This window comes from Nocardioides segetis (assembly GCF_051390595.1).
In the GTDB taxonomy this organism is placed as follows: Bacteria; Actinomycetota; Actinomycetes; order Propionibacteriales; family Nocardioidaceae; genus Nocardioides.
In genome coordinates this window covers 208,556-229,027 of the sequence record NZ_JBNINR010000002.1, presented here as the reverse complement: position 1 = coordinate 229,027, position 20,472 = coordinate 208,556, and the positions used below count along the sequence as shown (strand labels likewise).

Here is a 20,472-nt window from a genome sequence, read left to right as displayed (position 1 = left end):
TCATGCGGAAGCGTCAGCGCAGGTCCTGCCGACGGACCACGACCTCCCGGATGATGAGCAGGATCGCGGCCGCGACCGGGATGGCGAGCAGGGCGCCCACCACACCGAGCAGCCCGGCGCCGATGAGCGCGGCGATCACGATCACCGCGCCGGGCAGGTCGACCGACTTGCTCATCACCCGCGGGTAGACGACGTAGTTCTCGAACTGCTGGTAGATGACGTAGAAGATCACGCAGGCGATGCCGGTCTTGATGTCGGTCGCGAACGCGATCGCCGAGACCAGCACGGCACCGATCGTCGCCCCGATCATCGGGATCACGTCGAGCAGCGCGACGACGAAGGCCAGCGCGACGGCGTACTCGCGCACCTCGGTGAAGTACAGGAACACCAGCGAGCTGAGTCCGGCGCACAGCGCCACCAGGAACGCCCCGGAGACATAGCCCCCGATGTTGGCGATCACCTTGTCGCCCAGCGCCGCCACCCGCTCGCGGCGCGACGCCGGCGCGAGGCGGTACATCGCTCCGGTCGTGGTCTTCAGCGAGGCGAGGAAGTAGAGGGTCAAGACGATGACGATGAAGGCGTTGAACAGCGCCGAGATGACCTTGAGGCCGACACCGAGCGCGCCGCCGAAGAGGTTGGAGATGAAGTCGCCGTCGGTGACGAAGGCGGTGATCCGGTCGAGGATGCCGTACTCCTCGTTGAGCTCCTGGACCTTCTTGTTCCGCTCCAGCTCGTCGATCCAGACCGGGATGTTCTTGCTCAGCGCCGTGACCTGGTCGGTGATGACCGGCACGATCGCGACGAGGAACAGGACCACGGCGGCGAGGGCGGCCACGATGACCACCACGACCGAGAACGAGCGGCGCAGGCCGCGCCGCTCCAGGAACTCCACGGCCGGGTTGAGGCCGGCCGCGAGGAAGAACGCGACCACGATGAGCATCAGCGTGGAGCCGACGCCCAGCAGGGCCTCGAAGAGCCAGAACGCGGTCAGCGCGCCGAGCGCCCCGACGAAGCCGTAGAAGAACGGCGAGCGGCGGTCGAACGGCTTGCCCGGCTCGCCGTACGGCGACGCGGTGGCGGCGGGTGCGGCAGCGGCCGGGTCGACCCCGGCGTGCTCGCTGACGCCGTCCGCGTCCGCGATCTCCGCGTGGCCGGAGCCGCTCAACTCTCGTCCTCGCCGAAGCCGGCGACGAGGTCGGCGAGCGAGGACAGCTGGGCGGTGATGGAGGCGCGCCGCTTGGTCAGGCGGTCGAGCTCGGCGCGCTTGGCGGCGATCTCGCGCTGGAGGTCGGCGTCGCCGCTGGCGGTGATGGCCTCGGCCTGGGCACGGGCGGAGGCGATGACCTGCTCGGCCTCACGGCGGGCCCGCGTCAGCACGCCCTCCGCCTCGGCCTGGGCGGCCGCCCGGTTGGCTGCCGACTGCTTGCTGGCCTCGGCGGCGCGCGCCTCGGCGGCGTTGGCCCGCTGCTCGGCCTCCTCGACCAGGCGGCGGGTCTCGGCGACCGCGGTGTTGTGGTGGTCGGTGGCCTCGCGGGCCAGCCGCTCCTTCTCCATGGCCAGCGCGCGGCGGGCCTCCTGGACCTCGCGGTCCACCGCGGCCCGGGCCTGCTCGACCTCGCGCTGGGCCTGGCTGCGCAGCTCGGTGGCCTCCTGCTGCGACGCCAGTCGGAGCTGGTCGGCCTCGCGGCGGGCGGCGGCGAGCATGTCCTCGGCCTCGCTGCGGGCGAGCGCGCGCTCCTGCTCGGCGTCGGTCAGCAGGCGGGTGCGGTTCTCCTCCAGCTCGCGGAGCTGGACGGCGCGCATGTCGTCGGCCTCGCGGGCTGCCTCGGCCCGGATCGCCTTCGCGTCGCGGCTCGCCTGGTCGCGCACCTCGGCGGCGTCGGCCTCGGCCGTGGCGCGGATCTCGGACGCCTCCTCCTCGGCGAGGCGCAGCATGGCGCTGGCGCGGCCACCGAGCCCGGCGTACGACGGGTTGTCGATCTCGGCGAGCTCGCCGCGGAGCCGCGCGACCTCCTGCTCGAGGTCGATCACCCGCTGCTCGGACTCGGTCAGGCTGGCGCCCAGCGTGGCCTTCTCGCTGGCGAGCTGGCGGATCTGCGCGTCGACGGCGTCGCGGTCGTAGCCGCCCTTGCGCACGATCGGCAGGCCGCCGGTCGCGCCGGGGGCGTTGAAGCCGACCGGCCGCCCGGACGGGGCGGCGCTGGGAGCGGGGGCCGGGGGGCGCGGGGACGCAGCAGGGCGGGCGGCCGCCTGGGGCCGGGCCGCCGGAGTCTCGGCCGTCTTCACCGCCGGGATGACCTGGGTGGGCTCGTCGTCGGTGGCCTTGGTGGTCACGGTCTTGGACTCCTCGGTCGGGGTGGGCTCGTCGTCGAAGATGGACAGACCCTCGTCGCTCATGGAACTGAGCCTCCCTGGCTCTCGCTGCGGTCATGGGGGGTGCGGTGCACGAACCCGCCCATGATCCCTGATCACCCCAACCTTGCCCACCCCGGCTCGCCGGGAGCGACCGACCTGGCCGGGGAGGACGCCGACCCGGCCCAGATTGAACGCAGAACGACGCCGACCCGGCCCAGATTGAACAGCAACTGTTCAATCTGCGCCGGGTCGGCGTGCTCTCGGATTCAATCTGCGCCGGGTCGGCGGGGGAGTCAGATGCCGCGGAACAGGTTGATCTTGTCGAGGTGCTGCGCGCGGAGCTCCTCGTTGCGCACGCCGAGGCCCTCCTGCGGGGACAGGCACAGCACGCCGACCTTGCCCTGGTGCTTGTTGTGGTGCACGTCGAGGGCCGCCTGGCCGGTCTCCTCGAGCGTGTAGGTGCGCGACAGGGTGGGGTGGATCTTGCCCTGCGCGATGAGGCGGTTGGCCTCCCACGACTCGCGGTAGTTGGCGAAGTGGCTGGAGATGATCTTCTTGAGGTTCATCCACAGGTAGCGGTTGTCGTACTCGTGCATGTAGCCCGAGGTCGACGCGCAGGTGGTGATGGTGCCGCCCTTGCGGGTCACGTAGACCGATGCGCCGAAGGTCTCGCGGCCCGGGTGCTCGAAGACGATGTCGATGTCCTCGCCGCCGGTGAGCTCGCGGATGGCCTTGCCGAAGCGCTGCCACTCCTTCGGGTTCTGCTTGGTGCCGTCCTCGTTCCAGAACTTCGGCGCGAGCTCGGAGCGGTTGATGACCATCTCGGCGCCCATGTTGCGCACGATCTGGGCCTTCTCCTCGTTGGAGACCACGCAGACCGGGTTGGCGCCGCCGTTGAGGGCGTACTGGGTGGCGAAGCCGCCGAGGCCGCCGGAGGCGCCCCAGATCAGCACGTTGTCGCCCTGCTTCATGTTGCCGCCGTTGGCGGAGACGAGCTGGCGGTAGGCCGTGCAGTTGACCAGGCCGGGGGAGGCGGCCTCCTCCCAGGTGAGGTGCTCGGGCTTGGGCATCAGCTGGTTGGCCTTGACCATGGCGACGTCGGCGAGGCCGCCGAAGTTGGTCTCGAAGCCCCAGATGCGCTGCGAGGGGTCCATCATCGTGTCGTTGTGGCCGTCGGGCGCCTCGAGCTCGACCGACAGGCAGTGCGCGACGACGCGGTCGCCCGGCTTCCACTTGGTCACGCCGGCGCCGACCGCGAGGACGACGCCGGACAGGTCGGAGCCGACGATGTGGTACGGCAGGTCGTGCCGCTTGCCGAGGTCGGACTCGCGGCCGTAGCGCTCCAGGAAGCCGAAGGTGGAGACCGGCTCGAAGATCGAGGTCCACACCGTGTTGTAGTTGATCGCCGAGGCCATCACCGCGACGAAGGCCTCGCCGGGACCGAGCTCGGGCAGCGCGACCTCGTCGACGTGGAGCGACTTGCGGGGGTCCTTGTCGCGAGAGGCGACGCCCTCGAACATGTCGACCTCGTCCTTGTGGACCGTGACGGCCCGGTAGGACTGCGGAAGCTCGAGCGCGGCGAAGTCCTCCGCGGAGGCCTCCCCGGACTCGCTGGCGAGGATGGCGTCAAGGATGTGCTGCACGGTCGTCGTCTCCCTGGGATCAGTACGTGCCAGTGGGCTGGGTGGCAATACGGCCGCCGCGAAGATACCCAGTGGTAACCACTCGTAGGTGGGTTCGTGACACTCGTCTCATCGAGCATCGGCCACACGGGCAGTGCGGGGCGGAAGGCGTCGTCCTGGGCTCGGCGGCACGTTCCATGGGCCACCATAGGGCCATGTCGCCGCAGCCGGGCCGCCCGTCCACGCCGAGCGTCGCGGCGGCGCGGGTGATCGACCTCAACGCCGACGTCGGCGAGTCCTTCGGACGCTGGCGGCTCGGCGACGACGAGGCGCTGCTGCCGCACCTCACCAGCGCCAACGTCGCCTGCGGGTTCCACGCGGGCGACCCGCTCACGCTGCGTCGTACCTGTGAGACGGCGGTCGCCCGCGGCGTCGTCATCGGCGCCCAGGTCGGCTACCGCGACCTCGCCGGCTTCGGTCGTCGGTATGTCGAGGTGCCCGCCGACGAGCTCGCGGCCGACGTGCTCTACCAGCTCGGCGCGCTCGACGGGATCGCGCGGGCGGCCGGCGCCCGGGTCGCCTACGTCAAGCCCCACGGGGCGCTCTACCACGCGGTCTCCCGGCATCCGGAGCAGGCGGACGCGGTCATCGACGCCGTGCGCGCGTATGGCGGACTCCCCGTGCTCGGCCTCGCGGGCTCGGCGTTCCTCGCCGCCGTGGCAGCGGCGGGCCTGACGGCGGTCGGCGAGGGCTTCGCCGACCGGGCCTATCTCCCCGACGGCGGGCTGGTGCCGCGCTCGGCTCCGGGAGCCGTGCTCACCGACCCGGTCGCGGTGGCCGCGCAGGCCGTCGAGCTGGCGCGGTCCGGCGACGTGCGCTCGCTGTGCGTCCACGGCGACTCGCCCGGTGCGCCGGAGCTCGCCGCGGCCGTGCGGGCCGCCCTGGAGAGGGCGGACCTCGCGGTCGGCGCCTTCGCGGCCCCATGAGGCTCCTCCCGTACGGCGACCGGGGGCTCCTCGTCGAGCTCGCCGACATGGCGGAGGTGCTCGCCTGTGCGGATGCCGTGCGTGCTGACCCCGCTGCCGCCACTCTCCTGCAGGACGTCGTCCCCGGGGCGCGGACGGTGCTGTTGGTCGCGCGCCCGGGCGTCGCGGTCGACCAGCTCCGCGCGATAGTCCCTGCTCACCAGCACCGTCACAGGTCGAACCCCGGTGCTGGTGAGCAGGGACTATCGCAGCGGGAGACCGTCATCCCGGTCGTGTACGACGGCCCGGACCTGGCCGACGTCGCCCGGCTGACCGGGCTGAGCGAGCGGGAGGTCGTCACCGCCCACACGGCGACGCCCTGGCGGGTGGCGTTCGGTGGCTTCGCGCCGGGGTTCGCCTACCTCGTCGGCGGCGACCCGCGGCTGCAGGTGCCGCGGCGCGAGGAGGCGCGCACCAGCGTCCCGGCCGGATCGGTCGGCCTGGCGGGGGAGTTCAGCGGCGTCTACCCGCGTGCCTCGCCCGGCGGGTGGCAGCTGATCGGGCGCACCGACCTCGCGCTGTGGGACCTCGACCGGGACCCGCCCGCGTTGCTGAGCGCCGGCGCGACCGTGGTCTTCGAGGAGGCGCGATGAGCGGGCTGCTCGTGCGCGCGGTCGGCGGTCCGTGCCTGGTGCAGGACGCCGGGCGTCCCGGGCACGCCGCGATCGGCGTCGGCGCGAGCGGCGCGGCCGACCGGGCGTCGTACGCGCTGGCGAACCGCCTCGTCGGGAACGAGCCCGGCGCGGCCGCGCTCGAGGTGGTCCTCGGCGGGCTCGAGGTCGAGGCGACCGCCACGGTGTGGGTCTGCGTCACCGGAGCCCCCGCGCCGCTCACGGTGGCGGGCCGGGCCGAGCCGACCGGCGCCGTACGGGTGCTGCGACCGGGCGAGCGGCTGCGGATGGGCGTGCCGGCGAGCGGCCTGCGCTCCTACCTCGCCGTCCGCGGCGGGATCGCGGTGCGGCCCGTGCTCGGCTCGCGCTCGCGCGACACCTTGGCCGGGATCGGGCCCGCGCCCGTCGCGGCCGGCGACCTGCTGCCGCTGGGAACGGCCGGGACGGGAGCGATGCTCGTCGACGCGGTGCCCCCGGCGTCGTACGACGACCCGGCGCTGCTGCGCGTGGTCCGCGGGCCGCGCGCCGACTGGATCGCCGACGTCGAGCGCCTGGTCGCCGCGCCCTGGCGGGTGGGCGCGGCCAGCGATCGGGTCGGGCTCCGCCTCGAGGGGGTCGCGCTGACCCCGGCCGTGAGCCGCGGCGAGCTGCCGAGCGAGGGGGCGCTGCGCGGGGCGATCCAGGTGCCGCCGGGTGGCGGTCCGGTCGTCTTCGGGCCGGACCACCCGGTCACGGGCGGCTACCCGGTGGTCGGTGTGGTCGTCGATGCCGACACCGACCGGCTGGCCCAGCTGCGCCCGGGCGACGCGGTGCGCTGGCGCTGGGTGTGACCCTCCGTCGCGGATCGAGGCCGTGAGGGTCTCAGTGGCCGCCGTCGGCGGCCGGCTCGACCAGCTCGACCAGGACGCCACCGGCGTCCTTGGGGTGGATGAAGTTGATCCGGCTGTCGGCGGTCCCGCGCCGCGCCTCGGGGTAGAGCAGACGCAGACCGCGCTCGCGCAGCACGGCGGACACCTGGTCGAGGTCGGCCACGCGGTAGGCCAGCTGCTGGAGGCCGGGGCCGCTGCGGTCGATGAACTTCGCGATCGTGGAGTTCTCGTCGAGCGGCGCCAGCAGCTGGATCTTGGAGTCGGTGTCGCCGACGGCGACCATCGCCTCGCGCACCCCCTGCTCCTCGTTGGTCTCCTCGTGGGTCACGTGCATGCCGAAGTTGTCGCGGTAGAACGCGATCGCCTCGTCGAGGTCGGGCACCGCGATGCCGACGTGGTCGATGGCGGTGAACAGGTGCAGGGGCAGGCCGTCAGTACTCATGAGCGTCATTGTGGACCACCGCCCAGCGGTGACGAGTGCCACATCCACGCCCCCTGTGGACCCCTCGCGACCCCAGGCGACCCGCGAGTAGAGTCGATGGAGTTCACGTTTCGGTATCACCGATGTTTTCTTCCACGGAGGCAGCAATGTCCGACAACACCACCGTCATCGTCGCAGGAGCCCGCACGCCGATCGGCCGGCTGCTGGGCGGCCTCAAGACCCTGTCGGCTGCTGACCTCGGTGGCGTGGCCATCAAGGGCGCGCTGGAGAAGGCCGGCGTGTCCGGTGACCAGGTCGACTACCTGATCATGGGGCAGGTCATCCTCGCCGGCGCCGGTCAGAACCCGGCCCGCGCGGCCGGCATCGCCGCGGGCCTGCCGTGGAGCCTGCCGTCGATCACGATCAACAAGGTCTGCCTGTCGGGCCTCAACGCGATCGCCATGGCCAGCCAGATGATCCGCGCGGGCGAGGCCGAGATCGTCGTCGCGGGCGGCATGGAGTCGATGACCAACGCTCCCCACCTGCTGCCGAAGTCGCGCGAGGGCTTCAAGTTCGGCGACACCAAGCTCGTGGACTCGATGGCCTACGACGCGCTCTACGACCAGGCCACCAAGCAGGCCATGGGCGGCCTGACCGAGCAGGTCAACGCCGAGGGTGTGAAGCTGACCCGTGAGGAGCAGGACGCGTTCGCGGCCGCCTCGCACCAGAAGGCCGCCGAGGCGTGGAAGAACGGCGTCTTCGACGACGAGGTCGTCCCGGTCACCATCCCGCAGCGCAAGGGCGACCCGATCGTCGTCAGCGCCGACGAGGGCGTGCGTGGCGACACCACCGCGGAGTCCCTCGCCAAGCTTCCCCCGGCCTTCGCCAAGGACGGCACCATCACCGCCGGCTCCGCCTCCCAGATCTCCGACGGCGCCTGCGCGGTCGTCGTGATGAGCAAGGCCAAGGCCGAGGAGCTCGGCCTCGAGTGGCTCGCCGAGATCGGCGCGCACGGCATGGTGGCCGGCCCCGACTCCTCGCTGCAGCTGCAGCCGGCCAACGCGACCGCCAAGGCCTGCGCGAAGGAGGGCATCGACCCCAAGGACCTTGACCTCGTCGAGTTCAACGAGGCCTTCGCCGCGGTCGGCATCGAGTCGACCCGCAGCCTCGGCCTCGACGAGTCCAAGGTCAACGTCAACGGTGGTGCGATCGCCCTCGGCCACCCGGTCGGCATGTCCGGCGCCCGGGTCGTCCTGCACCTCGCGCTCGAGCTCAAGCGCCGCGGCGGCGGCATCGGCGCGGCCGCGCTGTGCGGTGGCGGCGGCCAGGGCGACGCGCTCATCGTGCGGGTGCCCAAGGCCTGAGGTTGCCTGACTCGACTACCGGGAGCGGCCGTCGCGGGATCACCGCGGCGGCCGTTCCTGACATCGTGGCCAAGGCGCGCGAGGGCGACCCGCGGTCAGTGGGGCGCCTGGTGTCGCTCGTCGAGGACGAGTCCCCGCTGCTGCCCGAGCTGATGCGGGCCCTGGCGCCGTACGCCGGGCACGCGCACGTGGTCGGGCTGACCGGCTCGCCGGGCGTCGGCAAGTCGACGTCGACCAGCGCCCTGATCGGGGAGCTGCGGCGTCGTGGGCGGCGGGTCGCCGTCCTGGCCGTGGACCCGTCGTCGCCGTTCTCCGGCGGCGCCCTCCTGGGGGACCGGATCCGGATGGGCGACCACGTCCTCGACCCGGGCGTGTTCATCCGGTCGATGGCGGCGCGCGGACACCTCGGCGGCCTCGCGTGGACCACCCCGCAGGCGCTGCGGGTCCTCGACGCGGCGGGCTTCGACGTGGTCCTGGTCGAGACCGTCGGCGTCGGGCAGAGCGAGGTGGAGATCGCCGGCCAGGCCGACACCACCATCGTGCTCCTCGCCCCCGGCATGGGCGACGGGATCCAGGCGGCGAAGGCCGGCATCCTCGAGATCGGCGACCTCTACGTCGTCAACAAGTCCGACCGCGACGGCGCCGACAAGGTACGCCGCGACCTGCGCTCGATGCTCGGCCTCGCCGAGCGGCGCGAGGGCGCCTGGCGGCCCCCGGTGCTGAAGACGGTGGCGTCCACCGGCGAGGGAGTCGGTGACGTCGCGGACGCGCTCGGTGAGCACGCCGCGTGGCTCGAGGAGAGCGGGGAGCTCCGGCGGCGCCGGGTACGCCGCGCGCGCGACGAGATCGAGGCGCTCGCGCTGACCGCGCTGCGGCGCCGCTGGGGCGGCGTCGGCGAGGGTGACCGGCTCGACCGGCTCGCGGCCGCGGTCGTCGCGGGCGAGGTCGACCCGCACACTGCGGCGGCCGAGCTCGTCGGCTGACGTCGCGCGTCGGGCCCGGCCAGCTGTAACTATCTGTTCGTGCTGCTACCGCACCCGTCTACCGGTGCGGTAGCAGCACGAACAGATAGTTACAGCCATCCCGGGCCGGTGCCCGTCAGCGCCGGACCAGCGGCAGGAACGGCGGCCCCGGCAGATCGATCCGGGTGGCCGCCGCGGCGTCGACGATCCCGACGGGGACGCTCTCCTGGCCCAGCGCCAGCCCCTCGGGGTGGTGCAGCCGGAGCGTGACCTGCTCGGCCGGCTCGACCGCGGTGTCCGTGCCGATCGGGATCCGGACCTTCGCCGTCAGCCGGCCGGCGGGGAACTCGACGCGGGCGGTGAAGGGCGGCAGGTCGGCGCCGACGCTCGCCGTACCGGACGCGACGTCGACGCTCAGGGCCGTGTCGCGCCCGGGGGCCCGGTCGAGCCGGAGCCGGACGACGGCCTCGCCGCCCTCCACGCCGTCCGTGGCGACCGCGGTCACGACGGGTGTCGGGAAGCCGGGCCGGCCCCGCTCGTCGAGCGCGGTGAAGCAGTAGCCGCGCCGCTTCGCCACGCGCACCACCTGGCTCACGGCGGCGACGGAGATCGGCGAGCGGTTGACGCCGTCGTGCTGGAGCACGATGTTGCGGCCCGGGTGGAGCCCGGCGAGGATCCGGCGCGCGATCTGCCGGGCGTCGCCGGACTTCCAGTCGAGCGAGTCGGCGCTCCACATCACCGGCACCAGGCCGGAGTCGCGGATCGCCCGCCGGGCGGGCGGCGCGAGGGCGCCGTACGGCGGGCGCATCAGGTCGGTGGGGTGCAGGCCGGCCCCCTTCATCGCCCGCCGGGTCGCGCGCAGCGAGCGGCGGACCTCGCGATAGGTCTGGGTGCGCATGTCGTGGTGTGCCCAGCTGTGGTTGGCCGTGAGGAACCCGGCGCGCTCCACCTCGCGTGCCGCGCGCGGGTCGGCGGCGACCCGCTGCCCGACCATGAAGAAGGTGGCGGGGACGTCGGCGCGGCGCAGCACCTGCACGAGGCGCCGGGTCGTCGCCCGCGACGGTCCGTCGTCGAAGGTCAGGGCCACCACGCCCTTGCAGTCCGCGCGGGGGGCCCGCTCCGGCGGCATCGCGTCGGCCGGGGACGCCATCGTGAGGCCCAGGAGCGCGGCGAGGACGAGCGCGACGGGACGGAGGAGTGGGGCAGCCGGACGGAGCACGGGGCACAGCATGATGGGTGAAGGCTCGCCAGTCCGGCATTTCGGGCGATTCCCACCCGGTGAGGGAGGAGATCCTGCCCACAGGCGCCGCCCGGCCCGTCGTGGCGCCGGCACCGCCCCTGACAGGATGACCGCGTGAAGGACGTCGTCATCCTCGGCTCGACCGGCTCGATCGGCACCCAGGCGCTGGACCTCGTGCGTGCGAACCCGGACCGCTTCCGGGTCGTCGGGCTCACCGCCGGCGGCGGGAACCCGGACCTGTTCGCGCGGCAGGTCGCGGAGTTCGCGCCGGCGTACCACGGGCTGGGGGAGGAGGCGAGCGTCGAGGCGGCCCAGCGGCCCTGCGACGTCGTCCTCAACGGGATCACCGGCGCCGTCGGCCTGCGGCCCACGCTCGCGGCGCTCGAGGCGGGGACGACGCTCGCGCTCGCCAACAAGGAGTCGCTGGTGATGGGCGGTCCGCTCGTGCTGGACAAGGCGAGGCCTGGACAGATCGTGCCTGTCGACTCCGAGCACAGCGCCCTGGCGCAGTGCCTGCGGAGCGGCACGCCCGAGGAGGTACGCCGACTGGTGCTGACCGCCAGCGGTGGCCCGTTCCGCGGGCGGACCCGTGCGGAGCTCGCCGGGGTGACGCCGGCGCAGGCGATGGCGCATCCGACCTGGGACATGGGGCCGGTGATCACGATCAACTCCGCGACCCTGGTCAACAAGGGCCTGGAGGTCATCGAGGCGCACCTGCTCTTCGGCGTCCCGTACGACCGGATCGAGGTCGTGGTGCACCCGACCAGCGTGGTGCACTCGATGGTGGAGTTCGTCGACGGCTCGACCCTGGTCCAGGCGAGCCCGCCGACCATGCTGATCCCGATCGCCCTCGGGCTGTCCTGGCCCGAGCGCGTGCCCCATGCGGCAGCGCCGGTCGACTGGACCCGGCCGGAGACCTGGGAGTTCCTCCCGCTCGACGACGAGGCGTTCCCGGCGGTCGCGTTGGCCCGGCGGGCGGGGGAGCGGGGCGGCGTCGCACCGGCGATCTACAACGCCGCCAACGAGGTCGCCGTCGACGCCTTCCGGGCCGGACGGCTGGCGTTCACCGGCATCGTCGACGTGGTGGCCGGCGTCCTCGCCGCCCACGACGTACCCTCGAAGCAGCAGCTCTCCCTCGACGACGTGCTCGATGCGGACACGTGGGCGCGGGAGGCGGCCAGCACCGCCATCGCCCGGGCCACGGCCCCCTGATCGAGGACGAGATCCGCCCCATCATGGACAACGCAGCATGACCGCACTGCTCTACCTGCTCGGCGTCGTCGTCTTCGCGGCGGCGATCCTGGCCTCGATCGGGCTCCACGAGCTCGGCCACCTGATCCCGGCGAAGAGGTTCGGCGGGAAGGTGACGCAGTACTTCATCGGCTTCGGGCCGACGGTGTGGAGCCGGCAGGTCGGCGAGACCGAGTACGGCGTCAAGGCGATCCCGCTCGGTGGCTTCGTCAAGATCGTCGGGATGCTCCCGCCGGGCGCCGTCGCGCTCGCCGACGAGGTGACGGACGAGCTCGACGCCGACGGCCGTGTCATTGGGCAGGTGGTGCGGGTCCGCAAGTCCAACACCGGCATGTTCACCCAGCTGATCTCGGACGCGCGCGCCGCCGAGTGGGAGACGATCCGGCCCGAGGACGCCGACCGGCTCTTCTACAAGTTTCCCTGGTGGCAGAAGGTCATCGTCATGGGCGGCGGCCCGTCGGTGAACATCCTCATCGCCTTCCTGATCTTCACCGGGGTCTTCGCGACCTACGGCAACCCGGGCGACCGCACCGCGGAGCCGACCGTCGCGCAGGTCAGCGCGTGCGTGATCCCCGGCTACGAGAACAACCGGGTCTGCACCGAGGAGGAGGTCCGCGACCAGCCCACGCCGGCGTACTCCGCCGGGATCGAGGCGGGCGACCGGATCGTGGCGTTCAACGGCACCGAGATCACCAGCTGGGAGCAGGTGCAGCGGCTGGTCAAGGCCAACGGCACCGACCGGGCGGAGGTCGTGGTCGAGCGCGACGGCCAGCGGCTGACCTTCGTCACCGAGACCGCCGTCCGCCCGCCCGACCAGAAGGGCCAGAGCGCCGACGAGAAGGTCGGCTTCCTCGGCATCGTCCCGGAGACGCATCCCACCACCGGCGGCGTGGGCTACACCGTGGGACAGATGGGCCACATGACCGTCGAGGTCGTGAAGTCCCTGGCCACCCTGCCCGCGAAGGTCTGGGGTGTCGCCCAGGCGATCGTCGGCCTCGAGGAGCGCGACCCGGAGGGGCCGGTCAGCATCGTCGGCGGCGGCCGGCTGGCCGGTGAGACCGCGGCCCACGAGGAGATCCCGCTCGACGGCAAGGTCGTCTCGCTGTTCCTCCTCATCGCCGGCTTCAACTTCTTCATCGGCATGTTCAACTTCGTGCCGCTGCTGCCGCTCGACGGCGGTCACATCGCGGGCGCCCTCTGGGAGGCGCTGCGGCGGGGCTGGGCCCGGCTGCGCCGCCGCCCCGACCCCGGGTACGTCGACGTGGCGAAGCTGCTCCCGATCGCGTACGTCGTCGGCATGGCGGTGCTCGTCATGGGCGTCGTGCTGATCGTCGGCGACCTCGTCGTGCCGGTGCACCTGGAGTCCTGAGCGGCGGGCCCGGGCCCGGCCCCGGCCGGGTCAGCCGGCGTACTGCGGGTCGGGCGGTGTCACCCACTGCACGAGCTGGTAGATCACGCCGTTGGGATCGGCCATCTGGAAGTAGCGCTCACCCCACGGCTCGGTCTCGATGGGCGTGACGATCTCGACCCCCTCTCCGCGCAGCCGCTCGTAGTCGGCGTCGATGTCCTCGACGGTGAACACGACGAGCAGTCCGTCGGCGCGCCCGGCGGCGGACGCCGGCTTGAAGGTCGGCAGCCCGGTGCGCAGGTAGATCAGGTGGCAGCCGGCGTCGGGGTGGGCGAGCGAGCAGAAGCCGTCGGCGGCCATCTGCTCGGTGAACCCCAGGTGCCGTCGCACCCAGGTGGCGGACGCCTCGACGTCCGGGACGTTGAGCGAGACGGCGGTGGCGGTGATGCGCATGGAATCTCCTGTCGGCAAACACTGTACGACGTACAATGTACAACGTACAACGAACGTATGGGAGAATGGTTCCCGTGACCGCGCACACCGGCTCGGGAGAGCCCAGCCGCACCCTCGCGCTGCTGTGGGGGGAGCCCGCCACCGGCCCGGAGGCACGCCGCCGCAAGGGCCCGGCCCGGTCCGTGACGCCGGAGCGGATCGTCGACGCGGCGCTCGCGCTCGCCGACGCGGAGGGCCTGGCCGCCGTGACGATGCGCGCGGTCGCCGAGCGGGTCGGCGTCTCGGCGATGTCGGTCTACACCTATGTGCCCGGCAAGCCCGAGCTCCTCGACCTCATGGTCGACGCCCGATACGCCCGGATGCCCCGTCGGCCGTGGGTGGGGGAGACCTGGCGGGAGCGGCTCACCGGCGTCGCCCTGGCCAACCGCGACTTGCTGACGGCCCACCCCTGGCTCACCGAGGTGGCCGCGCTGAGCCGGCCGCCGCTCGGGCCCGGGGTGATGGCGAAGTACGAGCACGAGCTCTCCGCGCTGGACGACACCGGCCTCGACGACGTCGACACCGATGCCGCGCTGGCCTTCCTGCTCGGCTTCGTGCAGGCCCACTGCCGCGCGGCGCACGACGCGGAGCGGGTCGCCACCGACGCGGCGATGAGCGACGCCGAGTGGTGGGCGGCCAACCAGCCGCTGCTCGCCCGGGCCTTCGATCCGCGGACCTATCCGCGCGCTGTGCGGATCGGCGCGGCGGCGGGGGCGGCCCAGGGCAGTGCGTGGAGTCCGGACCGGGCTTGGGAGTTCGGCCTGGCCCGCACCCTGGACGGCCTCGCCGCCCTGATCGGCGATGGGGGCGGCTGACGGGCGAGCCTCTAATCTTGGTGCCATGACGTCGATCAGCCCGACCATCAGCTTGGGCATGCCGGCCGCGCCGCCGCCGGTGCTCGCCCCCCGCCGCCCGACCCGCCAGATCCGGGTGGGCAAGGTCGGGGTCGGCAGCGACCACCCGATCTCGGTGCAGTCGATGACCACGACGCTCACCTCCGACGTCAACACCACGCTCCAGCAGATCGCCGAGCTCACGGCGGCGGGCTGCGACATCGTCCGGGTCGCCTGCCCCAGCCAGGACGACGCCGACGCCCTGCCCGAGATCGCCCGGCACAGCCAGATCCCGGTCATCGCCGACATCCACTTCCAGCCGAAGTACGTCTTCGCGGCGATCGAGGCCGGCTGCGCGGCCGTCCGGGTCAACCCCGGCAACATCAAGAAGTTCGACGACCAGGTCAAGGAGATCGCCAAGGCGGCCCAGGACCACGGCACCTCGATCCGGATCGGCGTCAACGCGGGCTCGCTCGACAAGCGGCTGCTCGAGAAGTACGGCAAGGCGACCCCCGAGGCGCTCGTCGAGTCGGCGGTCTGGGAGGCGAGCCTCTTCGAGGAGCACGGCTTCCGCGACTTCAAGATCTCGGTCAAGCACAACGACCCGGTCGTCATGGTCCGCGCCTACGAGCTGCTCGCCGAGCAGGGCGACTGGCCGCTGCACCTCGGCGTGACCGAGGCCGGGCCGGCGTTCCAGGGCACCATCAAGTCCGCCACGGCCTTCGGCGCGCTCCTCTCGCGCGGCATCGGCGACACCATCCGGGTCTCGCTCTCGGCCCCTCCGGTCGAGGAGGTCAAGGTCGGCATCCAGATCCTGCAGTCCCTCAACCTGCGGCCCCGCAAGCTCGAGATCGTCTCCTGCCCGTCGTGCGGGCGCGCCCAGGTCGACGTCTACACGCTGGCCGAGCGGGTCACCGCGGGCCTCGACGGTCTCGAGGTCCCGCTGCGGGTCGCCGTCATGGGCTGCGTCGTCAACGGGCCGGGCGAGGCGCGCGAGGCCGACCTCGGCGTCGCGTCGGGCAACGGCAAGGGGCAGATCTTCGTCAAGGGAGAGGTCATCAAGACCGTGCCCGAGTCCGAGATCGTCGAGACCCTGATCGAGGAGGCGATGAAGATCGCCGAGTCGATGGAGCCGGTCGAGGGCGCGGAGCCCACCGTCTCGGTCTCCTGAGACCGGACCGCTCGTCCACGCCCTAGGGTGGTCCTGTGTTGACCACCCGGCACGGCGTGCGCGTGCTCGCCCAGGCCGACCTCCCCGCCTTCGTGGCCCTCGCGGGCCGCGACCCGGTCGTCAACGTGTTCGCGATCCACCGCGCCCACACGACCAACCTCGAGCCCCGCTGGCTCGGCGGCGAGATGTGGGGCCGGTTCGACGGCGGTCACCTGGTCGCGGCCTGCCACGTCGCCGCCAACCTGGTGCCCGTGCAGGCCACGGCCGAGGACGCCGAGGTGTTCGCGGGCCGCGCACTGGCCCGGCGTCGTACCGCCTCGACGATCGTGGGCCCGCAGGACGCTGTTCGCGCCTTCTGGGACCAGGTCCGCCCCGAGTGGGGCCATCCGCGCGACGTCCGCTGGGACCAGCGTCACCTGGTCATCGACAGCGAGCCGCTGGTCGCGCCCGACCACGGGGTGCGGTGCGGCACCCAGGACGACCTCCGCACGCTCTACCCGGCCTGCGTCGCGATGTACACCGAGGAGGTCGGCGTCTCCCCGGAGCTCGGCGGGGGAGCCGACCTCTACCGCGCGCGGGTCGCCCAGCTGGTGAGCCGCGCCTGGTCCTTCGTCCGGTACGACGGCGACGAGCTGGTGTTCAAGGCCGAGGTCGCCTGCGCGACGCCCGACGCCGCCCAGATCCAGGGCGTCTGGGTGCCGCCGCACCGGCGCGGCCAGGGGCTCGCGACCGCCGGCATGGCGGCCGTGGTGCGCCAGGTGCGGGCCCGGATCGCGCCGACGGTGTCGCTCTACGTCAACGACTGGAACCACGCGGCCCGGGCGGCCTACGAGCGGGTCGGGTTCACCGAGACCGCGCGCTTCGCCACCGTGATGTTCTGACCGCGGCGGCTCGGCCGCTCGTCGTCGACGGGCCGAACCCCTTACTGGTTCGCGGTGCGGCGTCGCCCGGCCGTAGGCTTCGGCCCGTGCTCATGCGGATGTCGACCCTGTTCGTCCGGACCCTGCGAGAAGACCCCGCGGACGCGGAGGTCCCGAGCCACCGGCTGCTCGTGCGCGCCGGCTACATCCGCCGCGCGGCGCCGGGCATCTACACCTGGCTGCCGCTCGGCCTCGCGGTGCTGCGCAAGATCGAGGGCATCATCCGCGAGGAGATGAACGGCATCGGCGCGCAGGAGGTCACCTTCCCCGCGCTGCTTCCCCGCGAGCCCTACGAGGCGACCGGCCGCTGGACCGAGTACGGCGACAACATCTTCCGGCTCAAGGACCGCAAGGACGCCGACTACCTGCTCGGCCCCACCCACGAGGAGATGTTCACGCTCCTGGTCAAGGACATGTACAGCTCCTACAAGGACCTGCCCCTGAGCCTGTACCAGATCCAGACCAAGTACCGCGACGAGGCGCGTCCGCGCGCGGGCCTGCTCCGCGGGCGCGAGTTCACCATGAAGGACTCCTACTCCTTCGACGTCAGCGACGCCGGGCTCGACGCGTCGTACCAGAGGCACCGCGACGCCTACGTCCGGATCTTCGACCGGCTCGGCTTCGACTACGCGATCGTCAAGGCGACCGCGGGCGCCATGGGCGGCTCGAAGTCCGAGGAGTTCCTCGCCAAGGCCGCGGTCGGCGAGGACACCTACGTCCGCTGCACCCACTGCGACTACGCGGCCAACGTGGAGGCCGTCCAGGTGCGTCCGCCCGCGCCCACGTCGTACGACGACGCGCCGGCCGCGCACGCCGAGGACACCCCGGACACGCCCACGATCGACACCCTGGTCGACCACCTCAACGCCGCCTTCCCGCGCGCGGACCGTGCCTGGACCGCCGGCGACACGCTCAAGAACGTGCTCGTCGTCCTCAAGCACCCCGACGGCACCCGCGAGCCGCTCGCCATCGGTCTGCCCGGTGACCGCGAGGTCGACCAGAAGCGCCTCGAGGGCCAGCTCGAGCCGATCGAGGTCGAGCCCATGGACGAGGCCGAGCTCGCCAAGCACCCCGCACTCGTCAAGGGCTACATCGGTCCCGGCGTCCTGGGCGAGGAGAACAAGTCCGGCATCCGCTACCTCCTCGACCCGCGGGTCGCCGAGGGCACCCGCTGGGTCACCGGTGCCGACGAGGCCGGGCGGCACGTGCTCGACCTGGTCGCCGGTCGCGACTTCACCGCCGACGGCACCATCGAGGCCGCCGAGGTCCGCGACGGGGACGCCTGCCCGAACTGCGCCGAGGGCACGCTCGAGTCGGCCCGCGGCATCGAGATGGGTCACGTCTTCCAGCTCGGCCGCAAGTACGCCGACGCGCTGGACCTCAAGGTCCTCGACGAGAACGGCAAGCTGGTGACCGTCACCATGGGCTCCTACGGCATCGGCGTCACCCGCGCCGTCGCCGCGATCGCCGAGGACACCCTCGACGACATCGGGCTGTGCTGGCCGCGCCACGTCGCCCCCGCCGACGTCCACGTCGTCGCCGCGGGGAAGGAGGAGGCCGTCTTCGCCGCCGCCGAGGAGCTCATCGCCGGCCTCACCGCCGCCGGCCTCGACGTCGTCTACGACGACCGCGCAGGCAAGATCAGCCCCGGCGTGAAGTTCAAGGACGCTGAGCTGATCGGCGTCCCCACCATCGTCACGGTCGGCCGCGGCGTGGCCGACCCCGACAACCGGGTCGTCGAGGTCAAGGACCGCCGCAGCGGTGAACGGCAGGAGATCGCCCTCGACGGCGCCGTCGCCGCGCTCGCCGCCATCGTCCGAGGCTGAGCCGTCGCCGCTGAGCCCGCCGTGGCCGAGCCGGTCGAGCTGGTCGAGATCAGCGACCTGGTGCGCGGCTGGGCCCCGGACGGCTCCCGGTCGCCGATCCGTCGCTCCGACGTCGTCTTGGCGCTCGCCGAGCGCGGTCAGCGCCGCGCGGCGCGGATCGCCGCCCGGCTGCCGACCGACGGCGATGACTGGCTGGATCTCGAGGCGGTCGACGCCTTGATGCTGCGGGTGCATGCCGAGTTGCAGCGACTCGGTGAGGAGCTCCATCAGGGGCGTCGTACGGCGGCGTACCTGCTGACCCTCGCCGACCGGCTCGGTCCGGGCCCGCTGCGCGTCGTCGACGTCGGCTGCGGTCTGGGCCACGTGGTGCGCTGGTTGGCAGCGAACGACGCAGTGGGCCCGGACGTCGAACTGGTGGGGGTCGACCTCGACCGCACCCTCATCGCCTCCGCCACGGCCTTGGCTGCGAAGGAGCAGGTGTCCTGCCGGTTCGTCGCGGGCGATGCGCTGGCGCCCGGCGGTGTCGTCGCCGACCCTGCCCGGACCGTGCTGGTCTCCTCCGGGCTGCTTCACCATCTCCGGGGCGACCGGCTGCGCGAGTTCCTCCAGGCGTCATGCGAGCTGGGCGTGGCGGCCTTCGCCCACTGGGACCCGGTGCCCGGCTGGTGGCCGACGCTGGGAGCGCGGGTCTTCCATCAGGCGCGGATGCGCGAACCGCTCGCGCGTCACGACGGAGTCGTCTCCGTCCGCCGGGCGCACACCGCGGCCACGTTGCTTGCGGCGGCCGACCACCCGGCGTACGACGTGTCCTGCGCCGATCCGGCCGGCGCCCTCACGAGTCGGGTCCTGCGTCCTCTCGCCGGGGTGCGACGGTGACGGGCGCCGCCGTCGCGCTGGTGGTGTTGGCCGCTCTCGACGGCATGTTCAGCGGCTTCCGCTCGGCGGCTGGCCGGGATGGGCTGATCCGCACGCGGCGGCGCGACCTGCTGGCGCAGGTGCGCGGTCTCGTTCTGGCGGTGATCCTGCTCGTGCCCGCGGCGCTCCTCGGGGTCGCCGGCCTCGCCCGCGGCGACCGGCTGTCGTGGCAGCGGGCCGCGGAGACGATGGTCTCCTGGTATCTGCCGTTCGGTGTTCTGGTCCTGCTCGCCCTGGTTGCCTACGGCACGCTGCGTTGGGAGCACAGGTTCCTCGCAACGGCCGCGATCCTGGGACCCGGCACCTTCCTGCGACCGGTCGTCGTCCTCGCCGGCGGCGTGCACGCCGCCGTGCGGGCGGATGACTGGTCGGTCACTGGCGCGGCGGTGCTCGCCGTGGCAGGGGTGCTCGCGGTCCCCTCCGTCTGCGGCCGGCTCTGGCATCAGCGGCTCGCGCCACCGGCCGGGGATCTCGCGCAGTCGGTCATCTAGGGTTTCCGCATGGGGATCGAGGCGGTCATCTTCGACTGGGGCGGCACGCTGACCGCCTGGCACGACATCGACTTCCACGCGGAGTCGCTCGCCCTCGCCCAGGCGGTGCTGACCACGCCGGACACCTCCGACGACCACCACGCCCACGCGGCGCGGCTGCACGAGGCGGGCAGCGTGATCTGGGGGCGCAGCCGCGACCACCAGCAGAGCGCGACGATCGCGGACCTGTTCGACGCGGCCGGACTCGACCACGACCCGGACCTGCTCGACGCCTACTACGCCTTCTGGGAGCCGCACACGCTCACCGACCCCGACGTCGCGCCGCTGTTCACCTGGCTGCGTGACGAGGGGATCAAGGTCGGCGTCCTCTCCAACACGATCTGGCCGCGGGCCTGGCACCGCGGGTTCTTCGAGCGCGACGGGGTCCTCGAGCTCATCGACGGCGACGTCTATACGAGCGAGGTCCCCTGGACGAAGCCGTCGCCCGACGCGTTCCGGGCGGCGATGGCCGCGGTCGAGGTGAGCGACCCCGCGGCCTGCGTGTATGTCGGCGACCGGCTCTTCGACGACGTCTGGGGCGCGCAGAACGCCGGGATGCGGGCGATCCACGTGCCGCACAGCACCATCCCCGCCGAGCAGATCGGCCACACCGAGGGAGAGCCGGACGCCGTCGCGCGACGGCTCGCCGACCTTCCCGGCCTCCTCGCGCCCTGGCGCTGAGCGGCGTCGGCGGGGCCGCGCCCCGCTCAGGTGAGG

Annotated in this window: 20 protein-coding genes; 14 read left to right on the top strand and 6 right to left on the bottom strand. The window is 72.8% G+C overall.

The window, feature by feature from the left end:
• Window positions 1–13 precede the first annotated feature (13 nt).
• The 3 genes from ACPZVR_RS04760 to ccrA form a co-directional block, all read right to left on the bottom strand.
• Window positions 14–1,165: an AI-2E family transporter gene (locus tag ACPZVR_RS04760; RefSeq protein WP_436698427.1), complete on the bottom strand. Its 1,152-nt coding sequence runs from the start codon at window positions 1,163–1,165 to the stop codon at window positions 14–16.
• Window positions 1,162–2,397, bottom strand: a complete 1,236-nt coding sequence (locus ACPZVR_RS04755; RefSeq protein ID WP_436698426.1) for a coiled-coil domain-containing protein — start codon at window positions 2,395–2,397, stop codon at window positions 1,162–1,164. Before ACPZVR_RS04755 ends, ACPZVR_RS04760 begins: the two co-directional genes overlap by 4 nt.
• Before the next feature lie 251 nt (window positions 2,398–2,648).
• Entirely contained in the window at window positions 2,649–3,998 is a 1,350-nt protein-coding gene (gene ccrA, locus ACPZVR_RS04750; RefSeq protein ID WP_436698425.1) for a crotonyl-CoA carboxylase/reductase, read from the bottom strand.
• A gap of 194 nt (window positions 3,999–4,192) precedes the next feature.
• Between ccrA and ACPZVR_RS04745 the strand changes: the two genes are divergently transcribed.
• Genes ACPZVR_RS04745 through ACPZVR_RS04735 form a run of 3 tightly spaced genes read left to right on the top strand, consistent with a single transcriptional unit; the run spans window position 4,193 to window position 6,443 of the window.
• Window positions 4,193–4,963 carry a LamB/YcsF family protein gene (locus tag ACPZVR_RS04745; protein WP_436698424.1) on the top strand — a complete coding sequence of 257 codons (771 nt, stop codon included), beginning with the start codon at window positions 4,193–4,195 and terminating at the stop codon, window positions 4,961–4,963.
• Complete coding sequence (locus ACPZVR_RS04740; RefSeq protein ID WP_436698423.1) at window positions 4,960–5,595, top strand: 5-oxoprolinase subunit B family protein; 636 nt, start codon at window positions 4,960–4,962, stop codon at window positions 5,593–5,595. The genes ACPZVR_RS04745 and ACPZVR_RS04740 overlap by 4 nt, the downstream gene beginning before the upstream one ends.
• On the top strand, window positions 5,592–6,443 hold the full coding sequence (locus tag ACPZVR_RS04735) for a 5-oxoprolinase subunit C family protein (RefSeq protein WP_436698422.1): 852 nt from the start codon (window positions 5,592–5,594) through the stop codon (window positions 6,441–6,443). Before ACPZVR_RS04740 ends, ACPZVR_RS04735 begins: the two co-directional genes overlap by 4 nt.
• Window positions 6,444–6,474: 31 nt before the next feature.
• On the opposite strand, the gene mce is transcribed toward ACPZVR_RS04735, so the two are convergent.
• A complete protein-coding gene (gene mce, locus ACPZVR_RS04730) occupies window positions 6,475–6,933 on the bottom strand; it encodes a methylmalonyl-CoA epimerase (RefSeq protein ID WP_436698421.1) in 459 nt (152 codons plus the stop codon).
• A 137-nt stretch (window positions 6,934–7,070) separates the two neighbouring features.
• Here mce and ACPZVR_RS04725 point away from each other — a divergent pair, with 137 nt between their 5' ends.
• Both ACPZVR_RS04725 and meaB read left to right on the top strand, forming a co-directional pair.
• The gene (locus tag ACPZVR_RS04725) at window positions 7,071–8,267 is read left to right on the top strand and encodes an acetyl-CoA C-acetyltransferase (protein WP_436698420.1); all 1,197 of its coding nucleotides are present in this window, start codon (window positions 7,071–7,073) and stop codon (window positions 8,265–8,267) included.
• A gap of 2 nt (window positions 8,268–8,269) precedes the next feature.
• Complete coding sequence (gene meaB, locus ACPZVR_RS04720) at window positions 8,270–9,250, top strand: methylmalonyl Co-A mutase-associated GTPase MeaB (protein WP_436698419.1); 981 nt, start codon at window positions 8,270–8,272, stop codon at window positions 9,248–9,250.
• Window positions 9,251–9,365: 115 nt separating this feature from the next.
• Here meaB and ACPZVR_RS04715 read toward each other — a convergent pair whose 3' ends face one another.
• Window positions 9,366–10,448: a polysaccharide deacetylase family protein gene (locus ACPZVR_RS04715; RefSeq protein ID WP_436698418.1), complete on the bottom strand. Its 1,083-nt coding sequence runs from the start codon at window positions 10,446–10,448 to the stop codon at window positions 9,366–9,368.
• A 135-nt stretch (window positions 10,449–10,583) separates the two neighbouring features.
• Between ACPZVR_RS04715 and dxr the strand changes: the two genes are divergently transcribed.
• Window positions 10,584–11,681 carry a 1-deoxy-D-xylulose-5-phosphate reductoisomerase gene (gene dxr / locus ACPZVR_RS04710; protein ID WP_436698417.1) on the top strand — a complete coding sequence of 366 codons (1,098 nt, stop codon included), beginning with the start codon at window positions 10,584–10,586 and terminating at the stop codon, window positions 11,679–11,681.
• A gap of 37 nt (window positions 11,682–11,718) precedes the next feature.
• Window positions 11,719–13,089: a M50 family metallopeptidase gene (locus ACPZVR_RS04705; protein ID WP_436698416.1), complete on the top strand. Its 1,371-nt coding sequence runs from the start codon at window positions 11,719–11,721 to the stop codon at window positions 13,087–13,089.
• Window positions 13,090–13,119: 30 nt separating this feature from the next.
• Here ACPZVR_RS04705 and ACPZVR_RS04700 read toward each other — a convergent pair whose 3' ends face one another.
• Window positions 13,120–13,521 (bottom strand): VOC family protein, encoded by a 402-nt coding sequence (locus ACPZVR_RS04700; protein WP_436698415.1) that lies wholly within the window; start codon window positions 13,519–13,521, stop codon window positions 13,120–13,122.
• Between the two features lie 74 nt (window positions 13,522–13,595).
• Between ACPZVR_RS04700 and ACPZVR_RS04695 the strand changes: the two genes are divergently transcribed.
• The 7 genes from ACPZVR_RS04695 to ACPZVR_RS04665 all read left to right on the top strand — a co-directional run bounded on the left by ACPZVR_RS04695 (window position 13,596) and on the right by ACPZVR_RS04665 (window position 20,436).
• The gene (locus tag ACPZVR_RS04695) at window positions 13,596–14,375 is read left to right on the top strand and encodes a TetR/AcrR family transcriptional regulator C-terminal domain-containing protein (protein WP_436698414.1); all 780 of its coding nucleotides are present in this window, start codon (window positions 13,596–13,598) and stop codon (window positions 14,373–14,375) included.
• A gap of 25 nt (window positions 14,376–14,400) precedes the next feature.
• Window positions 14,401–15,564, top strand: coding sequence for a flavodoxin-dependent (E)-4-hydroxy-3-methylbut-2-enyl-diphosphate synthase (ispG, locus tag ACPZVR_RS04690; RefSeq protein ID WP_436698413.1), 1,164 nt, complete (start codon window positions 14,401–14,403; stop codon window positions 15,562–15,564).
• 35 nt (window positions 15,565–15,599) lie between these two features.
• Window positions 15,600–16,445 carry a GNAT family N-acetyltransferase gene (locus ACPZVR_RS04685; protein WP_436698412.1) on the top strand — a complete coding sequence of 282 codons (846 nt, stop codon included), beginning with the start codon at window positions 15,600–15,602 and terminating at the stop codon, window positions 16,443–16,445.
• Window positions 16,446–16,531: 86 nt separating this feature from the next.
• The gene (locus ACPZVR_RS04680; protein ID WP_436698411.1) at window positions 16,532–18,310 is read left to right on the top strand and encodes a proline--tRNA ligase; all 1,779 of its coding nucleotides are present in this window, start codon (window positions 16,532–16,534) and stop codon (window positions 18,308–18,310) included.
• A gap of 21 nt (window positions 18,311–18,331) precedes the next feature.
• A complete protein-coding gene (locus tag ACPZVR_RS04675) occupies window positions 18,332–19,186 on the top strand; it encodes a class I SAM-dependent methyltransferase (RefSeq protein ID WP_436698410.1) in 855 nt (284 codons plus the stop codon).
• Window positions 19,183–19,716 carry a hypothetical protein gene (locus ACPZVR_RS04670; RefSeq protein WP_436698409.1) on the top strand — a complete coding sequence of 178 codons (534 nt, stop codon included), beginning with the start codon at window positions 19,183–19,185 and terminating at the stop codon, window positions 19,714–19,716. Before ACPZVR_RS04675 ends, ACPZVR_RS04670 begins: the two co-directional genes overlap by 4 nt.
• A gap of 9 nt (window positions 19,717–19,725) precedes the next feature.
• Window positions 19,726–20,436, top strand: coding sequence for an HAD family hydrolase (locus ACPZVR_RS04665; RefSeq protein ID WP_436698408.1), 711 nt, complete (start codon window positions 19,726–19,728; stop codon window positions 20,434–20,436).
• Window positions 20,437–20,472: the final 36 nt, after the last annotated feature.